Origin of the sequence: Candidatus Jidaibacter acanthamoeba (genome assembly GCF_000815465.1) — a bacterium.
GTDB lineage: Bacteria > Pseudomonadota > Alphaproteobacteria > Rickettsiales > Midichloriaceae > Jidaibacter > Jidaibacter acanthamoebae.
This window is the reverse complement of sequence record NZ_JSWE01000096.1, coordinates 138138-151223: the sequence shown is the minus strand read 5'-3', so window position 1 is coordinate 151223 and position 13086 is coordinate 138138. Positions and strand designations below refer to the sequence as shown.

Sequence of the window (13086 nt, the reverse complement as noted above, 5' to 3'; positions counted from 1 at the left end):
TTAAAATTATATTAACTATTTATTCAATATAGTCTAATAAATTTAATTACTAAAGATGTGATTTTCTATTGAAGTTTTATCCGCATGTATTAAATCCTTAGAAATTTCTCTAGTAACAAGGGTTTTAAGCTTCGGGTTAAGGTTGCTACGTATGTCTCCTAAAGTTTTAGGCTCAGCTACAATGATCAGTTCATCAAATTTTTCATGGTTGCAAACTGAATCAATATGGTTGACTACCTCTTTACAAAACTCATCTCTTTCAAGGTTTTTAAACTCGGAATGAGGATCAAAAAAATGGCTCGGGGTAGAGCCGACATGGTTAAATCCTTCTCGTCTTGGCGGATGTTTGTGCTCAATATTAAAATCATCAGCATTAATTTGACTGTTTTGCTCAGTAACTTTTAGGCCTACCGCTTTATAAAAAATAGCATTTTTAGCATCTGCTATAACTATCAGTTTATTACTCATAATGACCTCAATTTTCTTATTTCTTTAATAAAAAAGAGATTATATAAGCTTTAAAGCTAGGCAACGTTAAACTTTTACTATTTTCACCTTTGAAATATCCTTAAAAACAATAAAATTATTAAAAGTTAAAAATATAAAGGAGAATGACTATGGTTACATTAGTAGGCACCCAAGCTAGATTTACTGACGCATTAAAAGATTTATTGGAACTTGAATATGATGCAACTGAAACTTATACAGCTGCAGTTGATAGGCTTAATGATGAAAACTATAAAGCTAAATTAAATGAGTTTAAAGCCGACCATGAACGTCACATTGAAGGAATCAGAAAGCTTTTAAAGGCAAGCGGCGAAGAATTCACCGATGGTCCAAGCGGCAAGCAAGTACTTATGATCGGAAGAGTAGCGATCGCAAAATTAATCGGTGATGCCTCAATTTTAAAAGCAATGCTTGCTGCTGAGGAAGATACTAACACTGCTTATGAAAGAATGCTTAACCATGAAGATAGGCCAAGCAGCGCGGATGACTTCATTAAAAATGCCAGAGAAGATGAACGCAGACACAAAAAATGGCTGGAAGAAACTACTGCTTAAATCTTAATATATGATAATATATGAGCCGTGTTTACGCATGGCTCAATACCATTTCAAATATTCACTAGGATTATCCCCTAATCTCTTTATTATCTAAAAAATAATATAATTCTATTGCCAACTTAACATATTAACTTTATAAGTTGCACCAATTAATTAACGTTTAAGTTACATTTATGAAAATTTTATTAATTTTTTATAAAAGTGTTTGATATGGATGAAATTTCTCTTATTGATTTGAAGGTTGCACTAAATCAGGATTCATATTTTGATCTGATTAAAACTCTATTATTATCATGTACTTATCCAAGCACAGAGGAGAAAGTCCAAGATACCATTAATTATTATCTTCATACGGATTCCACTGATTTACTTGGAATTGAAAAGAACAATGACTTAATAGGTCTTTTAGGTATAGAGCTAAGACTCAATAAAGGAATTATAAAGCATATAAGTATTTTGCCAGATTTCCAAAAAGAAGGTATTGGCACAAAAGTAATAAAAACCTTACCTATAAAATATGATTTAAATATAATTGAAGCGGAAACTGATAACGAGTCTGTAAGTTTTTATCAAAACCTTGGATTTATGACACAACTAATTGAGAATAATTCATATTCTATACCAAGATACTTATGCGTGCTAAGAGCATAGCCCACCTGCTGTTTTTATAAAAAAATATATGCTTGAGTTGAATTTTAAAAAAATGATATGTAAATTTTCTTAATTAACTACTCTTTAAAAAAGTAAATATCCTTACTACATATTTATTCAACAGAGAAATTAAAAGGTAATAAGATGAATTTTGAGAAATTTACCGAAAGAGCCAGAGAAGTAATACAACACGCGCAAACCGGTGCCGTTGCAAGCAATCATCAAAAATTTATGCCTGAGCATATTATGTATGCATTGTTAAAAGAAGATGATGATTTTATTGCAAGCCTACTTACCGCCTGCGATGCAAATCCTAAGTTAATAGAAGCTGAAGTTAAAGCATGCTTGGATAAACTACCGAAAATTTCCGGTTCAGGTGCCGGTCAACTTTTTCTCTCGCCTGAAACGGCTAAAATATTGGAAGAAGCAAATACCCTAGCTAACAAATTTAATGATAGCTTTGTTACTGTAGAAAGAATTCTGCAAGCCTTAGCTAAAGTAAAAGATACTGAAAGCTTTAATATTCTAAAAAGCGCCGGAATTACCGAAAATAAGATTAGTAGCGCCATTGAAAAAATGCGTAAAGGCAGAACGGCAAATTCAGCAAATGCAGAAGCTACTTTTGAGGCGTTAAAGAAATATGCCAAAGATATCACTAAGCTTGCCGAAATAGGTAAACTTGATCCGGTCATCGGAAGAGATGAAGAAATCCGAAGAACAATGCAGGTGCTCTCCCGTAGGACTAAAAATAACCCCGTGCTCATCGGTGAACCGGGAGTCGGGAAAACCGCAATCATAGAAGGGTTAGCTCAAAGAATGGTTGCAGGTGACGTGCCTGAGAACCTGCATAATCAAAAGCTTTTTTCTTTAGATTTAGGCGCATTAATTGCGGGTGCAAAATTTAGAGGAGAATTTGAAGAAAGGCTAAAAGCCGTCTTAAATGAAGTTTCTGCAGCAGAAGGAGAAATTATTCTGTTTATAGATGAACTTCACACACTTGTGGGTGCCGGAGCCGCCGAAGGAGCGATGGACGCTTCCAACCTGCTTAAACCCGCCCTTGCCAGAGGAGAACTTCACTGTATCGGCGCAACTACGCTTGATGAGTACAGAAAACATATTGAAAAAGATGCAGCCCTTGCAAGGCGCTTCCAACCGGTGTTCATACCTGAGCCGACAGTCGAGGATACCGTTTCAATTTTACGCGGTCTAAAGGAAAAATATGAAATGCATCACGGGATAAGAATTAGTGATAGCGCAATTGTTGCAGCTGCCACTCTTTCTAATCGCTATATCACTGAGAGATTTTTGCCTGATAAGGCGATTGACCTGATTGATGAGGCGGCCAGCAGGCTTCGCATGCAAGTTGATAGTAAGCCGGAAGCTTTAGATGAACTTGATCGCAAAATAATTCAGCTTAAAATAGAAATTTCAGCATTAGAAAAAGAACAAGATCCCGCTTCACAAACCAGGCTTGAAAAGTTGAAGAAAGATCTGGCAGAAGTTGAAGCCAAAGCTTTTGATTTGAACAGTAAGTGGCAAGCGGAGAAACTCAAGATCAACGAGCTTAAGAAGAATAAAGAAAAACTTGATGCTGCTAAAATTGAACTTGAAACAGCTCAAAGATCCGGGAATTACGAAAGAGCCGGAGAAATCAGATACGGAATAATTCCTGAGCTGGAGAAAAAAGTACAGGAAGCCGAAAGTTCAAAAGATACGCAAATGCTAAAAGAAACTATTACTGAAAATGATATTGCCTCCATAGTTTCCAGATGGACGGGAATACCGATAGATAAAATGCTTGAAGGAGAGAAAGAGAAACTTTTACACATGGAAGAGCATATTAAGGAATATGTGGTCGGTCAGGATAACGCGGTTAAAGCAATAGCAAGCGCAGTGAGAAGATCACGTGCCGGCCTTGCCGATTATGAAAAACCAATCGGCTCCTTCTTATTCTTAGGGCCTACCGGAGTCGGTAAAACCGAACTTACCAAAGCCTTATGTCAATTCTTATTTGATGATAAGAAAGCAATGGTAAGAATTGATATGTCTGAATTTATGGAAAAACATAGTGTGGCAAGGTTAATCGGAGCCCCTCCGGGATATGTCGGCTATGAAGAAGGCGGAGTGTTAACCGAAGCAGTGAGGAGAAGACCCTATCAGGTGGTTCTTTTCGATGAAATCGAGAAAGCACATCCGGACGTGTTTAATATATTGCTCCAAGTATTGGATGAAGGGAGGTTAACCGACGGCCAAGGCAGGACGGTTGATTTTAGAAATACGGTAATTATCCTTACCTCTAACTTAGGTTCCGAATATATTGCTGCCCTTCCAGAAGGTACAGAAGTTGAGCAAGCCAGAAACCAAGTAATGGAAGTAGTAAGAGGTGCTTTTAAGCCCGAGTTTTTAAATCGGCTTGATGAAATCATTCTATTTAGCCGCCTGGCACGCAAACATATGTATAAAATTGTTGATATCCAGCTTAAGCGCTTAGTAGCCTTACTAAAAGAGAAAAAAATTACTCTCGAAGTTGATGATACGGCTAAAGATTGGCTGGCTGATAAGGGCTATGACCCAGTGTTCGGAGCAAGGCCTTTAAAGAGAGTAATTCAGCATTATATCCAAAATCCGCTTGCGGAAAAATTACTTACCGGAGAAGTTAAGGAAAATAGCAATATTAAAGTTCTTGGAGATAAGGAAGGGTTGAAATTTATTTGGTAAAATTTTATTTTTTCTATTTTATAATAATTTTGTAACCGAATAATGATATTATGCTTCATAAACTAATGGCATGATATAATTATGAAAACCTTCACCAACGTAGATTGGTCAAAATTTATAACGTTATCTGAAGAAATAAATCCTGGCGAACAATTAAATCTATTTAAAAACTTGCTGAAAGATTGCAAGGAAATTGACCTATATGGTATTGAGCTGGATTTCGCAAAGATGATTTTATTATCAGAAGCTATAACCGATTCGATATCTTTGGAATCAATATTCTTAACTAGTCTGGCTTTAGATAGAGCTGATGACAGCTTTGGAATAAAAGTGTTAGCTGAAGCTATGGCAACCATTCCTAAACTAAAGCAGATCTCATGGTTGCAGTGTAGACTTATCGATAAGGAGGCTGTTTATATAGCTAATGTCTTAAGTAGTAAAAATAATATACACTTTTTTAATATGTCTCAAAATTCAATATCAGACAGCGGGGCAATATATATAATAAATGCATTTAAAAATCATCGTAATTGCAAACTTTGTTTAATCGGTAATCAAATAAGATATTCCGATGAATTTTTGCAAGCAGTATCAGAAGAGGAAATATTACCTAAATTGTCTTTATCTATAAAGGATACACATTTTGCGACTATTGAAGATGGAGAAACTTCGAATATTATAAAAATTTTAAGCTCTAGTAAAATATGCTCGCTTGATCTTTTTCTTGATGTAAACAATAAAGCATTTTATGAAATAACTTCCAAAGCTTTACAAAAAAATAGATTTTTACGTAATTTATCATTAAGTGGAGTTAATTATAGAAATGTATGGCTATTTGAATATGTAAATATTATAAAAATTATAAAACATAATTCTTTTTTGGAGGCTATTGAACTATATATTAATGAAAGAACAATATCTATTTGTTCTTTAATAAACATAGTACGATCTTTAAAAGAAAATCATTCTTTAAAGTACTTTTATTTAGGGTATTCTGGTAAATCTATACAATTTCTTTTACCCTTTCTAGCAGATTCAATAGTAAATAATGACTCTTTAGAAATATTAAATTTAAGTTGGTGGAAGCTGAACAACGATAGTATTCCGTATATATTAGAAATATTAGAAAATAACTCACGAATAACAAGCATTGATTTATGCAATAACAAAATTGATAACGAGGGAGCATTAAAATTATTAGAAGTAATTCAAAAGAAAGCTTATATTATTGACTTGTGGCTTAAGGGGAACGAAATTTCTGATAACATGTTAGAGAAAATAAATACTACTTTAAATAATAATAAACTTATTTTTGAAGCCCATTGTGAAGCGGTGGAAAAAAATAATTTTAAATATTTTAATAAGTTTAATTTATCTAATATTAAATCATTTCTTTCAGCATTAAATAATAGAATCAGATTATGTTTGCCTGAAGAATACGAAAGATACCTGAAAATAAAAGAAGGAGTTTTAAACTATGCAAAAGGAAACGGTTATTTTTCACTTCATGGTATAGCTCCTAAAACTATAGGAGAATTATATTACCTTAATAAACTTGGGACTCTTCAAGATTTACCCGTAGAAATTATAATTTATATACTAAGCTTTTTAAAGCTTGAAGATGTTAATTTATCTACCGAAGGTATGCCGCAAGCCTTCCCTCTAACCTTAACTTCTCTACATAATATATGTATAACTGATAACCAAAGTAATTTTTCAGGGAAAAGTGCACATGATAGCTCCTATAATAAACGTGAATATGAAGCTGATAATGAAGAAGATAGAGAGGAAGAGCAAAATTATAAACGTAGAAAGACTGATAAAACCTTTGAAGAAGAAATTTTAGACCTTGAAAAAGAGTTGTTTGCAGAAGAAGAGCAGATCTTCTCTCCTAATCTTCCTAATTTAATCTCTGATGATGAGGATGAAATTTTACTTCTAGAAGAAGAGACTGAAATTTCAGGAAGCACCGGCACAATTGCCTATGGTGAAAACAACCCTGCGGCTATAATACCCCGCCTTCCCGACTCACCTAATTTTCTTGACAGAATCAATAACGAAGAAAAAAATGAAAGATATAGGTAATAAAAAACATAATAATGTTTAAAAAGGTTGGGGCTGGCCGAAGATTTACAAACTCAACCTTTTCTTTTAAATATTTTCAAAGGTTATTAGCCCCCTTAAAGCGTATTAAAGCAAATATCATCAGTACTATTGGCGCTAAGTACATAAGTACCGCAAAGTTTAAATTATGTAGAGTAAAGTTATTAAATAAAATAGATAAAATTATAAATCCGATGCCTAAAATACCTACCACTAAATTTCTATAAACTCCCTCTTTTCTTTGATAACTATTGGTAATTAACATTGAGGTTGCCAACATCATTAACGCTAACGAATTCAGAGGCCAAGAAAGTCTAAAGTGGCCATGGCTGATTAATTTATTTCTCTTACTTTCTTCATCGGGAGATATATCAAACAATTCAGTAATATATTTTTCATTCGGTTCGATTGTTCTGATATAATCCTCTTCAAAAAGGCTGAAGTTGATGGAATATTTATCAAAATACAACACTGAAAGCCCATCCCCGGAAATATTCTTTTCCTGATGGCTACCGTTATATAATTCAAACCAAGAATTATTTTGTGTCTTAAAAATCTTCCCTTCTTTGGCAAACACTACTTTAGGGTTATTGACTTCTCTATTATCATAGACCACAATTCCGCCGTATGTTTTCTCATCTATCTTCTTATCAACATATAATGTCAGCTTGTTAACCTGGGAACTGAACACCCCCTCTTCAAGCAATATCGAAGCATAGTTATTCCTGAAATATACTTGTAAATCTTTAAATTTTCCATAGCTTAACGGAAGCACATAACAAGAAATTATGTAACTTAAACCAACTATAAGAATTGCTAAATTTAGAAAAGGTTTGGCAATTTGAAAATCGCTTAGACCTATGCTTTTTAATATTATCATCTCTTTATCTAAAAGAAATTTATAAGCTACCGAAATACCGGAAAAAAACAACGCCACAGGAATAATAATAAAAACCAGATATGGGACTAAGAGCATAGTAATTTTTAAAAAATCTAAAAAGTTAATGCCTTTATTTACTATGAGATCGACAATCCTCATTGATTGTGTAATCCAAACTATACCAGTAAGCGTGGCTAGAACGGCAATAAACTGCAAAAATACGGCTTTATATAAATACTTATGATAGATATGCATTTGGAAAAAATTTGTTATATGTAGTTTTTAAAAGCAAGATATAACTTTTATAAGTAATAGTTAAGTGAAAGGCAACTAATACTTATACTCAAAATCAATTGCAGGGATTAAATAAGGAAAAGGATTAAAGAATATATCTTCTTTCCCCTTTGATTCAGTATTTAGCAAGCACTTTTTTAGGGATTCAATAAAGCGTTGCTTATTTGTTATTATCAGCACCCTATATGATTCACGGGAAAGTTTCGTGCATATTAAGAAATCAAGCATTTCGGGTATAATATTATTTATCCGCTTCTTAGGAAGCAACTGCTTTTGTATTATATACTCCAATAGTTTTTCCGGCTGATTTTTAAATTCTAAAAAATGGGTTAAAGCATCTTTATTAATATCTTTAGTAAAAGCTAAAATATATGTTTTTTCTTTTTTTGGTAAAGTATCAATAATTAAAAAAGACTTAACATTTTTGTCACAAGCAGCATTAAGCTGTGACTGTGGTTGACCAGCGTGTTTTTGAATTGCAATTCGCCATGGTAGGGCTCTATGGTCTTTTGAATATCTGAAGCGATTAATTATTTTGTGGTAAGAATCTATTCCCTTATTTTTTGAATGGATGAGGTAAAATGGAGTTTCAGCAACTAATATATGCGTTCTATAACCAGAATTTTTAAAAATTTCAACCAGATGGTCATATCTTCCTTTGTATGGAATTCCTGATCCGTCAAATAATAGATTATACCCTTCCGCAAGCGCATAATTCAGGATTGTGTCTCTAAGCACATAGGCAAACTGCGCAATAATTTTATAATCATCATTATGATGCTGACAAGCAATTAATAATTTATATATGAAGCTAAAATACCTGGATTTATCAAGTGAGGCTTCAACAAGGTTATTATCCGAGGCTTCCAAAGCTATCTCATTTAATAAACCTTTGCCTGAACCGCTTCCTCCCATGGTTATAAACAAGTCATGTTCTTCAGTCGGTTGCTTGTTTAAAAATGCATTTTTAGCTATATGCTTTATAAGCTTTACGGTGTGCACCAGGCGCTCGGAAGCTTTTTCAGCAATATTGGTTACTAAGTTATCTTCTTTGCTCCTAATTTCATTAATTTTTCCGGGAAGCTCCGGCATGGAAATATTATTTTTACGAATCGCATTTACTAAGATAGGTAGCTCTTTATCAATACTTAACCCGGTTAATATATCATGATTTAAGCTCACGAGCGGCACCTTGCTCGGCTCAATTGGAATACCGTCAATCGCTTTTTTTGTCGAGATTGAAAAAAGCTTTTTTTTATATTTAAGAGAATCTATGCAATCATCATTCTCTAATGCTTCTTTAATATTTTTAATCGGAAACAAAGTACCGTCTATTGCAACTAAATACTTACCTTCAAAACATAGGAAATTTTTATCATTGACTTTAAACGAGGCCTCCGGCCATTTCGGCCATGGATGCCTAATTTTCAATTCTTTAGTAGGATATTTGCGGTTAGCTGCTTTTTCTAATATTTTAGTTATTGAGCCTAAGCTTTTATTGGTCATTAATTCTTTCGCTTCTCTATCGGTTAGAACTCTAAAATCAAGACTCATATCGATAGATTTAGCGAGCTTAAAAACAAATGTCCTCAGTACTATACTATTTCCGTATTCAAAAGGCTTTAAGTGCATGAACTCATAGTAAAAATTTGCTAGCGCCGGCAGAGGAATAAAAGAAAGAGTTTTTTCCAGTTTTTCTAAAAGGTTTTCTAAGGATAATACTTTTTCTTTACCAACTATTTGATGTGAACCGGTTATTAAAAGATCAAAAGTATAAGGAAATAATTTCTCATAGATTTCCTCTAATTTTAAGAATAAATCCTTGTAGTTAAGTGTAGTGATTTTGATCTCATCTACATCTGTAGATAATGCGCAAAAAAGTTCCAATTCAGTTAAGCAATCAAAGTTTTTCATGTCTTCTGTTTTTCTGCTTGGTTTAAATATAGTATAATTTTTATTTACATAACGCATTAAAATTAAGAAGTCTATTTGACATCAAGCTTAGAATAACAATAAAAATCTTGTGTTGAAAAAAGATTAATTATACTTACTATTTTTACTAACCCAATAATTACAAAAAATTTCATGTATAAAATCAGTCTATTACTTATTTTTCTAGTATTACAGAGTAAAATACTTTATGCGGAAGAAAGTAACTTTTATTCATACAAACTTGTTGATTTAAAAACTTCAAAAGTTATTGCCGAACATAATTCCGGAAAGCTTATGACCCCGGCAAGCACGCAAAAATTAATTACCGCGTATGCTGCATTAAAAGAGCTAGGGAATAATTATCGCTTTGAAACCAAATTTTCAACTCAAGGTAAAGTGGTAAACAAAACTTTACATGGCAACTTATATATCACTTTCGACGGTAATCCTGATCTCTCGCAAAAAGACCTTGCCTCCCTCTCCATAAAGCTAAAAGAAAAAGGGATTACAAAAATTAAGGGAAATATAATAATAGATGATAGCCGCTTTGATGATAAATATTATGCAGACGGGTGGAATATAGAAGATAAGAATTTTGCATTCTCGGCACCCGTCTCTGCAATTGTGATCGATCAAAACTTTTTTACCCTGAAACTTAAAGAAAAAGGGTCAGCTTTTCAATTAACCGAATATAGCCCTTATCCTAAAATTGCTAATCATGTTAAATTAATATCAGAGAAAAGCCCGCAATGTGAATTAGAGCTCACATCTAATGACAGTAATATTTATATGCTTCACGGTTGCTCACTAAAAGGCTCTTCTCCCGATATATTAAAAATTGCTATTCAAAGTCCTAAATTATGGGCTCAAAACTTAATTAAGTTTTACTTAAATAGGGGCAATATAGCTTTTCAAGATATTAAGTTTAATAAGACACCTTCTTCTTCAAAAGTGCTTTTCAGCTTTAAATCACGTCCGCTTAATGAGATACTTAAAACATTTTTGCAGGATTCCAATAATCTGATCGGGGAAGTTTTACTTAAAACGATTGCTACTAAAAAATGTAAAGTCGGTAGTTTTAAGGCGGGCACTAAAATACTTTATGATTTTGTTGCACACCAACTTAAAAATGAAGAACTTGAAATTCAGCTGAAGGATGGTTCCGGCCTTTCCCGAAAGAACCTTATTTCAGCAGATATTTTCATCTCATTACTTGAGAAAATTCATTATGAACCACGAGAAATAAAAGAAACCCTTCTTGCTGCACTACCCTCATCATCAAGCAACGGCACACTTAAAACTCGCTTTATCGATAGTTTAATAATAAGCCGAGGTTCACTTATCGCCAAAACGGGATATATGGAAAACACAAGCTGCTTAGTCGGGTTTATTAACGATAAACAAGGAAAATCGAGATACGCCCTTGTAGTCATGATTAATAATACATTGATGAAATATAAAGACCTAAAAACAGCTGAAGAGAAATTAATAGAGCAACTTATATCTAATAATAGGCTTTCTTAACATATTTTTGTTTTTTATCCAATTTAGCAACAATTTTAAAAAATTTTAGTAATAAATTTTCGGCAAAGGACTTCCTAAACATAATGAGAAAATATATAATCCGTTAATTATATAGATAAAAAATTAAGAGCATCACTATGATTGAAAAAAATACAAGCCTCAATATAAAAAGTAATTTGAAACTAATTTTATTGGAAAAAATCGAGAATGAAGCTCCTGAACAAGTAGAAGAGTTTATCAGTAGTATTCCTGAAAATGAGCTCGTTGCAGCAATTAAAGAAGATTTAAAGCTGTTTATAGAAAAGGCTGTGGAAAAAGGGCATTTGAAAATCGTGCAGCTGTGCCTTGATAATAATCGAGGAGAAATTGACTTAAATTATGTCAGTAAAGATTATTTACAAGATACAATGCTTATTAATGCAGTTATAAGTAATCATATTGAGATAGCGCGGTTACTCATTTCACATGGTGCTGACGTGAATTTAATTGGGGAATATGCACGCCCTCCGCTTTATAATGCAAAAAGTGTAGAAATGATCAAATTACTGATTGAAAACGGGGCAAATCTTAATTATCAATTTACCGGCGAAGGCAGAGAGTCTCCGCTTAGTTGGTTTATTACAAAAGACAGTTTTCCCGGAAAGAAAGAAATAGTAGAATTTTTTTTGCACAACGGGGATAATATTGATCAAGACATCAACCTTGATATCTGCCTTCTTAGAGTTATTAATACCTTAGAAGGTATAGATAGAAATGAGATGGTTAAGATATTATTAAAAAACAATGCAAATGTTAATGCCACAGATGATGAGGGATGCACCCCTTTACACTATGCCGCTAAAGATTTAGCCGGGAAAGAATTTGCTGAAATATTGCTGAATTATGGGATCGGTATTGATATTGAAAATGATAAAGGTAAAACTCCTATAGATATAGCATTTTTAGAGGGTAACTATGAATTGTTTGAATTACTCGCGTTAAATGGAGCTATCGTTCCCTATAATACTTTTAAAAATCTCCCGGATACACCGATAGAGAAAAAAACTATACAAGATAAAGTATTAACAATTTATAATTATAGCTCCACTGCAGAAACTTTATTTAACCATGATTACATGGGATTTAATCAAGAGGCGGAAACCATAGGAAGTATAAATCCAGTAGTCCTGCAAATATTAAAATCTCATTTTAAGTTAAAAGGTGTCCCTTCTGGTTGGGAAGATTACATGAAAGGCTTACCTGTAGCAGATCAATTAAAACCCTGGTTTGATGAGGTAAAAAAAGAAGTTGAACAAAACATGAAAGAACTTAATGAATTTATATCTCCGTTCATTGCCGGGATGCTTTGCAGTAGATATCCACTAAACTTCCCTACTCCTTGCCCTCCATTAATGTTTGATAGTGAGTTAGCAAAAAATGAAACATTAGATAACAGACGAAAATTTGAATTATCTTTAAACTCTTATAGGGAGCTACCTCAATATCTACAACCAGGGAAATTTCCAACCGATTTAGAGAAAGAAGACAATCTTAAAAATTTTATGCATCAAATTATTCTAAGCAATGAACCTTTAAACCCAATGATTCAAAATCTAGAAAGAATTTTAACAACCAATATTTTTTATAAACAAGATCGTGATAATGTTACAAGCGTTTTAAATGCTTTTAAAACCCCCCAGCCATATTTTGTTGATGCTATACGGGAACTTAATGAAACAATTAAGGAAATTACCTCTACGAGCTCAAAACAACGGGACGAACGGATTGAAAGAAGAAAACTTGAAGAAGTCGCAAGAGACCACAGCCAGGATATTAAAAGGTTTTTTCCGATTGCTAAACGAGTTAAAACTTCGGAATTCGTAGATAGAATAAAAGCAGACAAAGAAAAAGGCAAAGACAAAGAGTTATAAAAATAATAAC

General features: G+C 33.1%; 9 protein-coding genes. 6 read left to right on the top strand and 3 right to left on the bottom strand.

The genetic code is table 11. The features are described 5' to 3' along the window. Positions 1-42: 42 nt before the first annotated feature. Complete coding sequence (locus NF27_RS11780; protein WP_053332590.1) at positions 43-468, bottom strand: host attachment protein; 426 nt, start codon at positions 466-468, stop codon at positions 43-45. 149 nt (positions 469-617) lie between these two features. Between NF27_RS11780 and NF27_RS04895 the strand changes: the two genes are divergently transcribed. The 4 genes from NF27_RS04895 to NF27_RS04880 all read left to right on the top strand — a co-directional run bounded on the left by NF27_RS04895 (position 618) and on the right by NF27_RS04880 (position 6518). After that, a complete protein-coding gene (locus NF27_RS04895; RefSeq protein WP_039456458.1) occupies positions 618-1061 on the top strand; it encodes a DUF892 family protein in 444 nt (147 codons plus the stop codon). 213 nt (positions 1062-1274) lie between these two features. Further along, entirely contained in the window at positions 1275-1715 is a 441-nt protein-coding gene (locus tag NF27_RS11155; RefSeq protein WP_053332589.1) for a GNAT family N-acetyltransferase, read from the top strand. A 144-nt stretch (positions 1716-1859) separates the two neighbouring features. After that, a complete protein-coding gene (gene clpB, locus NF27_RS04885; RefSeq protein WP_039456457.1) occupies positions 1860-4433 on the top strand; it encodes an ATP-dependent chaperone ClpB in 2574 nt (857 codons plus the stop codon). A gap of 81 nt (positions 4434-4514) precedes the next feature. Continuing rightward, the gene (locus NF27_RS04880) at positions 4515-6518 is read left to right on the top strand and encodes a hypothetical protein (protein ID WP_039456455.1); all 2004 of its coding nucleotides are present in this window, start codon (positions 4515-4517) and stop codon (positions 6516-6518) included. Positions 6519-6594: 76 nt separating this feature from the next. Here the strand turns inward: NF27_RS04880 and NF27_RS04875 are convergent, their stop codons facing one another. Continuing rightward, positions 6595-7671, bottom strand: coding sequence for an LptF/LptG family permease (locus NF27_RS04875; protein WP_039456453.1), 1077 nt, complete (start codon positions 7669-7671; stop codon positions 6595-6597). A 75-nt stretch (positions 7672-7746) separates the two neighbouring features. Then, positions 7747-9624 (bottom strand): zeta toxin family protein, encoded by a 1878-nt coding sequence (locus NF27_RS04870; RefSeq protein ID WP_161791806.1) that lies wholly within the window; start codon positions 9622-9624, stop codon positions 7747-7749. Between the two features lie 171 nt (positions 9625-9795). Here NF27_RS04870 and dacB point away from each other — a divergent pair, with 171 nt between their 5' ends. Further along, positions 9796-11166 (top strand): D-alanyl-D-alanine carboxypeptidase/D-alanyl-D-alanine endopeptidase, encoded by a 1371-nt coding sequence (dacB, locus tag NF27_RS04865; protein ID WP_039456449.1) that lies wholly within the window; start codon positions 9796-9798, stop codon positions 11164-11166. 137 nt (positions 11167-11303) lie between these two features. Then, positions 11304-13076 (top strand): ankyrin repeat domain-containing protein, encoded by a 1773-nt coding sequence (locus NF27_RS11150; protein WP_053332588.1) that lies wholly within the window; start codon positions 11304-11306, stop codon positions 13074-13076. Positions 13077-13086 lie beyond the last annotated feature (10 nt).

What these genes read in the sequence shown, in the direction of transcription:
- NF27_RS11780 (WP_053332590.1), bottom strand. Translation starts at nt 468, where the DNA reads ATGAGTAATAAACTGATAGTTATAGCAGATGCTAAAAATGCTATTTTT.
- NF27_RS04895 (WP_039456458.1), top strand. Translation starts at nt 618, where the DNA reads ATGGTTACATTAGTAGGCACCCAAGCTAGATTTACTGACGCATTAAAA.
- NF27_RS11155 (WP_053332589.1), top strand. Translation starts at nt 1,275, where the DNA reads ATGGATGAAATTTCTCTTATTGATTTGAAGGTTGCACTAAATCAGGAT.
- clpB (WP_039456457.1), top strand. Translation starts at nt 1,860, where the DNA reads ATGAATTTTGAGAAATTTACCGAAAGAGCCAGAGAAGTAATACAACAC.
- NF27_RS04880 (WP_039456455.1), top strand. Translation starts at nt 4,515, where the DNA reads ATGAAAACCTTCACCAACGTAGATTGGTCAAAATTTATAACGTTATCT.
- NF27_RS04875 (WP_039456453.1), bottom strand. Translation starts at nt 7,671, where the DNA reads ATGCATATCTATCATAAGTATTTATATAAAGCCGTATTTTTGCAGTTT.
- NF27_RS04870 (WP_161791806.1), bottom strand. Translation starts at nt 9,624, where the DNA reads ATGAAAAACTTTGATTGCTTAACTGAATTGGAACTTTTTTGCGCATTA.
- dacB (WP_039456449.1), top strand. Translation starts at nt 9,796, where the DNA reads ATGTATAAAATCAGTCTATTACTTATTTTTCTAGTATTACAGAGTAAA.
- NF27_RS11150 (WP_053332588.1), top strand. Translation starts at nt 11,304, where the DNA reads ATGATTGAAAAAAATACAAGCCTCAATATAAAAAGTAATTTGAAACTA.